5 protein-coding genes and 1 other RNA gene are annotated in these 7,358 nt (G+C 43.3%); 5 read left to right on the top strand and 1 reads right to left on the bottom strand.

What is annotated here, in order from left to right; all coding sequences use genetic code 11:
• Positions 1–120 precede the first annotated feature (120 nt).
• The gene (locus LC605_RS29895) at positions 121–978 is read left to right on the top strand and encodes an Rpn family recombination-promoting nuclease/putative transposase (RefSeq protein ID WP_309143283.1); all 858 of its coding nucleotides are present in this window, start codon (positions 121–123) and stop codon (positions 976–978) included.
• A 62-nt stretch (positions 979–1,040) separates the two neighbouring features.
• Here LC605_RS29895 and LC605_RS29900 read toward each other — a convergent pair whose 3' ends face one another.
• Complete coding sequence (locus LC605_RS29900; protein ID WP_229551054.1) at positions 1,041–2,123, bottom strand: MraY family glycosyltransferase; 1,083 nt, start codon at positions 2,121–2,123, stop codon at positions 1,041–1,043.
• A 157-nt stretch (positions 2,124–2,280) separates the two neighbouring features.
• Here LC605_RS29900 and groL point away from each other — a divergent pair, with 157 nt between their 5' ends.
• The 4 genes from groL (at position 2,281) to rnpB (ending at position 7,192) form a co-directional block, all read left to right on the top strand.
• A complete protein-coding gene (gene groL, locus LC605_RS29905) occupies positions 2,281–3,966 on the top strand; it encodes a chaperonin GroEL (protein ID WP_229551055.1) in 1,686 nt (561 codons plus the stop codon).
• A 596-nt stretch (positions 3,967–4,562) separates the two neighbouring features.
• Positions 4,563–5,705, top strand: a complete 1,143-nt coding sequence (corA, locus tag LC605_RS29910) for a magnesium/cobalt transporter CorA (protein WP_229551056.1) — start codon at positions 4,563–4,565, stop codon at positions 5,703–5,705.
• A gap of 64 nt (positions 5,706–5,769) precedes the next feature.
• A complete protein-coding gene (locus tag LC605_RS29915) occupies positions 5,770–6,465 on the top strand; it encodes a hypothetical protein (protein ID WP_229551057.1) in 696 nt (231 codons plus the stop codon).
• A 300-nt stretch (positions 6,466–6,765) separates the two neighbouring features.
• Positions 6,766–7,192: RNase P RNA component class A (gene rnpB, locus LC605_RS29920), an RNA gene on the top strand.
• Positions 7,193–7,358: the final 166 nt, after the last annotated feature.

Genomic DNA, 7,358 nt, shown 5'->3' on the forward strand with positions numbered 1-7,358 from the left:
ACTGTTCCCAGGTCAGATTGCTACGGTATGCTTTAGTCATTCGCTCACAGGGTGCTGGTTTCTACAAAATTCAGCATACGCCTTGTGAGCTTTCTTACACTAGCCCCCCACTTTTAAAACATCCTCTCAGAAGCAAATGCATATAATTTCGCTTCAGTAGAATTAAAGCAAACAGCATTTCGCATTGATGGAGTCTTTCTTCCTGTTGCTGATAGTAGTAGTCAGCCGATTTATTTTGTAGAGGTTCAGTTTCAAAAAGATAACGAATTTTACGCTCGTTTATTTTCAGAAATATTTCTGTATTTACGACTTTACGCACCTACCACAGATTGGCGGGCAGTGGTTATATTTCCTCGCCGCAGCCTTGAACCAACCGAAGTACAACCCTATCGAATCTTACTCGAAAGCCAACTAGTAACAAGACTATATCTAAACGAGCTTGGAGAAGTAACTGAACATTCCTTGGGAGTTGGGATCATTAAATTAGTAGTTGTAAATAAAAAACAAACTCCCTTATTAGTCAAAAGTTTGATTACAAAGACACGTTCAGAAGTGAGCAATAAAGCACTTCAACAAAAAGTGCTAGATTTAATAGAAACAATTGTAGTTTACAAACTACCGCGTATCAGTCGTCAGGAGTTGATGAAAATGTTTGGACTGGGTGATTTTGATATCAAAACTACCAGAATTTATGAGGAAGTCCGTGATGAAATCATTGAGGAAGTCCGTGATGAAATCATTGAGGAAGTCCGTGATGAAATCATTGAGGAAGTCCGTGATGAAGTTAGGCAAGAACAGACTCTAGAGGTGGTCATGCGTCTGCTGCGACGACGCATTGGCAATTTGAGTCAGCAATTGCAAGACCGCATCAGTCAGCTATCTATCGAACAGCTTGAGAATCTAGCTGAGGCACTGTTGGATTTTTCCACAGAAGGAGATTTAGTTGCTTGGTTGCAAGATAATTTAACTCAAGCTTGAATTTTTAGTGGACTGAATAAAACATCGTAGGGCTAGCACTGCAATGGCTACCCTACAAGCAACTAAGACTGTTGACGTATCCTTTGCCAGACAGTAAAACCCAAAAGAATGATAATGCTACTGGCGGTAGCTGCGATCACAACCAAACTCATACCTTGTATTCTCATCGCTAGCAAGTTGAAAACTAAGGTAATTGACCAAAGTGTGAAGGCAGCATGGCGCTGGGAAAGTCCCCAAGCAAGTAAGCGGTGGTGTAGGTGGTCTTTGCCAGGAGTACTCAGAGGGTTATTTCCTGCTAGTAGCCGCCGCACAAATACTTGAGTGGTGTCTAGCACCGGTAACAACAGAAATAAAACCGTAGGAATTAGCGCATAAACTGTGTTTTGTTGCAGTTTGCCTAAAATACTAGTTGCTGCCAGCACATACCCGAAAAAGTATGCTCCGGCATCACCCATAATAATTCGTGACGGATGGAAGTTATGGCGTAAAAAGCCCAGTGCAGCACCCCCCAAGGCTGCGAGTACCAAGATTGCCGCAGCACGATTATTAAATTGGGCTGCAACGCCCAACAAACTCATGGCGGTAATAAAGCTAATTCCTCCTGCCAAGCCATCCATGCCATCCATTAAGTTGATGGCGTTGGTAATTCCTACTACCCATAGTACCGTTAGTGACATCGACAAGAGCGAGTCGATGGGAGTGCCAAACATGACTTTGACGCTGATGCCATTAGCTACCAGCAACAGCGCGGTAACAATTTGCGCCCACAATCGCACAGAGGGCGGTAAGCCGAACTGATCATCGATAAAGCCCACAAGGACTAATATCGAACCCCCCAACAGAATAGTTAGCACTTGAGCCAATACGTTTTGGAGTTCAATCGGTCGTAAAAGGCTAGCTAATACCAGCGCGGCAATTACGCCTGCGTAGATAGCCAGCCCTCCTGCATTGGGCAAAGGTTCTCGATTGAGTCGCCGTGCATTGGGTTGGTCAGCCCAACCTACCCGCAAGGCGAATTTGCGTACTGTCGGAATTAAACGCCAAGTTACTAGCCAAGCCAAGAGAAACGTAAATACTACTGCCAACCAGCCGGTGCCGCTAGGGTCGGCAATACCAAGGTACTTAAGGGAGTTGTCTAGATTCATCTCCCAATTCAAGCATTAGTGCCTGTATCTAATATGAGCATCACCTGTATACTAATCAATTTTTTTATTTCCATTTGTAACTTGAGCCGTGGGGAAGATTAGCACTCTTGGCTTGTGAGTGCTAAATTGTCTAATGGAAGCGCTGGAGAAATAAAACATGGCGAAAATTATTTCATTTGACGAGGAATCTCGGCGAGCTCTAGAAAGGGGTGTTAACGCCCTTGCCGATGCCGTAAAAATCACCTTGGGGCCTAAAGGTCGCAACGTCCTTTTGGAGAAAAAATTTGGCGCACCTCAAATTGTCAACGATGGTATCACTGTTGCCAAAGAAATTGAATTAGAAGATCCTCTGGAAAATACTGGTGCAAGACTCATCCAGGAAGTAGCCTCAAAAACTAAAGATGTTGCTGGGGATGGGACAACTACCGCCACAGTTTTGGCACAAGCCTTGATTCGGGAAGGTTTGAAGAACGTGGCGGCGGGTAGTAATCCAGTTAGCTTAAAACGCGGGATCGACAAAACTATTGAGGCACTAGTACTAGAAATTGCCAAAATAGCCAAGCCAGTGGAAGGAAGTGCGATCGCTCAAGTTGCCACTGTCTCTGCTGGTAACGATGAAGAAGTTGGCCAAATGTTAGCTCAAGCAATGGAAAAAGTCACCAAAGATGGTGTAATAACCGTTGAAGAATCCAAATCCCTAACCACTGAACTAGAAGTAGTTGAGGGGATGCAGATTGACAGGGGTTACATTTCTCCCTACTTCGTCACCAACAACGAGCGACAAATTGTGGAATTTGAAAACGCCCGGATCTTGGTGACAGATAAAAAAATCAGCAGCATCCAAGATTTAGTGCCGATTTTGGAAAAAGTCGCCCGTTCTGGTCAGCCCTTGTTGATCATCGCTGAAGATGTCGAAGGTGATGCTTTGGCAACTCTGGTAGTGAACAAAGCGCGGGGTGTACTAGCTGTGGCTGCAATTAAAGCACCTGGGTTTGGCGATCGCCGCAAAGCTTTGTTAGAAGATATTGCTATTCTCACCGATGGACAGTTGATTTCTGAAGAAATCGGCTTAAGTTTGGATACTGCTGCTTTAGAAGCGCTGGGAACTGCCCGCAAAATCACCATTGACAAAGAAAGCACTACAATTGTCGCTGGCAGTGTCACTAAGCCAGAGGTACAAAAGCGGATTGGTCAAATTCGCAGGCAGTTGGAAGAAACTGATTCTGACTACGATCAAGAAAAACTGCAAGAACGCATCGCCAAGCTGGCTGGCGGTGTCGCAGTGATTAAAGTGGGTGCGGCAACGGAAACCGAACTCAAAGACCGCAAACTGCGAATTGAAGACGCGCTCAACGCTACTAAAGCTGCTGTGGAAGAAGGTATTGTTCCTGGTGGTGGAACGACCCTAATTCACTTAGCTAAGAACGTTGAAGCGATTAAAAAGACCTTACAAAATGACGAAGAAAGAATTGGGGCTGATATTGTCGAACGAGCGCTAGAAGCCCCCTTGCGCCAAATAGCAGACAATGCTGGTGCTGAAGGTTCTGTGATCGTCTCGAAAGTCCGGGACAGCGACTTCAACATTGGCTACAACGCCGCTACTGGCGAATTTGAAGACTTGATTGCTGCTGGGATTATTGACCCTGCCAAAGTCGTGCGTTCAGCTTTGCAAAACGCTGGTTCCATTGCTGGTTTGGTCTTAACTACTGAAGCGATCGTTGTTGAAAAGCCGGAGAAGAAGTCTGCTGCTGCTGCCCCTGATATGGGCGGTATGGGCGGTATGGGCGGTATGGGCGGCATGGGCGGCATGGGCGGTATGGGCGGTATGGGCGGTATGTTCTAACTTCTGCTGACCCAGATAAATATTTTTGAAGCAGTTTGTCTTGCTAAGGCAAACTGTTTTTTATACTTAGGGCTCAATACAGTTCAGTTAAGGCTAAAACTCTTTGTAAAAGTCAATTTTGTTAACGAACCGCATTCGCGTTAGCGTCTCCCCCTGGGAGAAGACCGCATTCGCGCAGCGTCTCGTAAGAGTTGGACGCAAAGGAAGAGAAGAGAGAAGGAAGAAATGCTTAACCCAAGTGTATTGACTTAGGGCTTGCTGATTCAGAAGCAATACGTTCTAAGCTGTTACGCATTTAAATTGTATATTTACTCGTGAGGTTGTCATTAGTCATTTGTATTTCAAAGGACAGATGACCAATTGACTTGGGACAGTCTTAACGATCGCAATGTACAATCTAGACGCGCATCAGCTTACCCAAATTTTGTAAAATGACTCTAAGTTATCCTTATGTGCTTTGTTCTTCACTAACGACAAATGACCAATGACCAATGACAAATGACCAATGACAAATGACAAATGACCAATGACCAATGACCAATGACCAATGACAAATGACAAATGACAAATGACAAATAACTATTAGGTAATATTTAATGGCAGGAAAACGGCGTCGCCTTCCCAAAATAGTAACTAGACGATATGAAGATGAGTTCCATCACCAACCAGGGACTATACCAGGAACCATTATTATTGATGCAGATGCTCCGCCACCGGTAATTTTCTTGATTGACTATAACCAAACCAATTTCATCCACGAACAAATAGCAACTCCAGAGGAGTGTATCCCATATCTGGACATGGAATCTATTTCTTGGGTAGATGTACAAGGTTTAGGTAGTCAAGACATATTACAACGATTGGGTAACGTTTTTGAATTACATCCTCTAGTTTTAGAAGATGTAGTCAACGTACCAGAGCGTCCCAAAACAGAGGATTATGAAGACCAATTGCTATTCATCGCCCGCATGGTAGTACCAAAGAAAAGAATATGTGGTTTTCACAGCGAGCAAGTGAGTTTGATATTAGGGAAAAATTATTTGCTGACAGTACAAGAGGAACCGGAACATGATTGCTTTGAAGTGGTGCGATCGCGAATTGAAAAAAACAAAGGTATCATCCGTAAACAGGGAGCGGATTATTTAGCTTATGCTCTATTAGATGCAATTATTGATGGGTTTTTCCCAGTGCTTGAGTTATATGGAGAGCGAATTGAAGAGTTGGAGGAGGAAGTAATAGTTCAACCTACTCCCCAGACACTACAAAATATTTATCAAATTAGGCGAGAATTACTGCAACTACGTCGTGCGATCTGGCCCCAGCGAGATGCCATCAATTCCTTAATTCGAGATGCTCCCGATTTGATTAGTGAAGAAGTGCGAATTTACCTGCGAGATTGTTATGACCATACGGTACAAGTAATGGATATGGTGGAAACTTATCGAGAACTAGCATCTGGATTAATGGATGTATATCTTTCGGCAGTGAGTAATAAAATGAATGAAATAATGAAGGTACTAACGGTAGTTTCAACAATTTTTATTCCCCTGACTTTTGTTGCCGGAATATATGGGATGAATTTCAATACTGAAAAATCGCCATATAATATGCCGGAATTGAATTGGTATTGGGGCTACCCACTTTGCTTGGTAGTGATGGCTGCGATCGCACTTGGTTTGTTATTCTTTTTTTGGCGACGAGGCTGGCTGCAAAATTCTGTAACAATCAAGCGCAATTAAAAATTGCAGATGAGCGATGAGTCGAATATACATTCATTAGCACTGGGAGTTGAGATTCTGAGTTATGAGGAGTAGCGACCAGAATTTAGTAGTTTTGACAATTTATATTATCGGCGTTTCCTATGTTTTTAACCGCATGGTTGAATCCATCGACGACCAAATCAAGTTTGAGTTTAAAAAAGGAATCGTTGACGAGCAACTCAAAGAACAAAATCTCGACGATAAAATTGGCATTTCCTTTAAACTCAAACCCTCATACCAAATTGACGATTTGAAAGATTTATCCATTAGCATTGAAAATAAATCTGATAATATTGCTGTATACGTTGATTGGGATAACAGCTCTTTGGTAGTTGAACATAGCAAGCAATCGCGCCGTGTGATACGGAAATCACCAGACTTAACTCGCGACTTAGCAGTACCCCAAAGTCCCAGCCTGATTGCCCCCAATAAAACACTTTCTGAAACCGTGACAGCAGAAGATGTTTTCGAGCGGGATCAAGTAGCTGGAACCTATTCAGCAAAAAAACCCCTAATTGATATCAACGGGCTGCAAAAAGGGCAAAAAAATTTGTACAACGACTTTATGAGCAGAAAAAAGGAGTTGGACTTTTCTCTGCAACTAGTGCTACGGATATCTGAGGTGCGTGTAGGTTTAGCCCCAGGTCGTGATTTTCCTCCCATTAGTATTATCAATTGTCCTTTCACAGTCAAGAAACTACCTTGGACTTACGCTTTACCTTGGAATAAAAAAAAGTAATAAGTAAGTCGGCAAGAATAAATCAAACTATATTACGAAACGTAAATACACCTTAAACCCTTATAAATGACGAAGGACAAATGACAAATGACAGCCTTAGCCAGTTAGCTTTATTTGCGTCGCTCTACTTATCAACCAGACATAAGACCTCTTGCAAAAGTGCCTAACACCCCACCCCCAACCCCTAAGAGCTCTTTGGGAGGGGAGACAAAGCGTAGCTTTGGTTCTTTGGGGTTCAAATTGTTTCATTTATGCAAGAGGTCTATACTACGCCATCCAAGATTACACTGGATTTAAGGAGAGAGTAGGCGCAGGCGGTTGCAGATCAGTCATAGTTACTGATTTGAGGAAAGTCCGGACTCCCGAAAGACCAAACTTGCTGGATAACGTCCAGTGCGAGCGATCGTGAGGATAGTGCCACAGAAAGATACCGCCAAAACAGTTAGGAGTTAGAAGTTATGAGTTAGGAATTATTAACTTTTAACTCATAACTCATAACTCCTAACTAAATTTGGTAAGGGTGCAAAGGTGCGGTAAGAGCGCACCAGCAGTATCGAGAGGTGCTGGCTCGGTAAACCCCGGTTGGGAGCAAGGCGATAGGAACTACGGTTGGTCTTTTACCAGTTCCGCTCAATGAGAGCCGCTTGAGGCGTTTGGTAACACACGTCCCAGATAGATAACTGCCCTCGCAAGAGAACAGAACCCGGCTTATGTCCTGCTCTCTCCCCATTTTTTAGTGCTGAGTTAAAAGTTAGGAGTTAAAAGTTAAGTAGGTCGGCGCAATTAAAGCTAACTGGCTAAGGCTGTCATTTGTCCTAAGTCAATTGGTCACTAGTAAAGATTTTAAGGCTATTTACGTTTCGTAACATACTTTGATTTTTTCGCGCCAACTT

The sequence above is a fragment of the Nostoc sp. CHAB 5836 genome (genome assembly GCF_020829445.1).
GTDB lineage: Bacteria > Cyanobacteriota > Cyanobacteriia > Cyanobacteriales > Nostocaceae > Nostoc.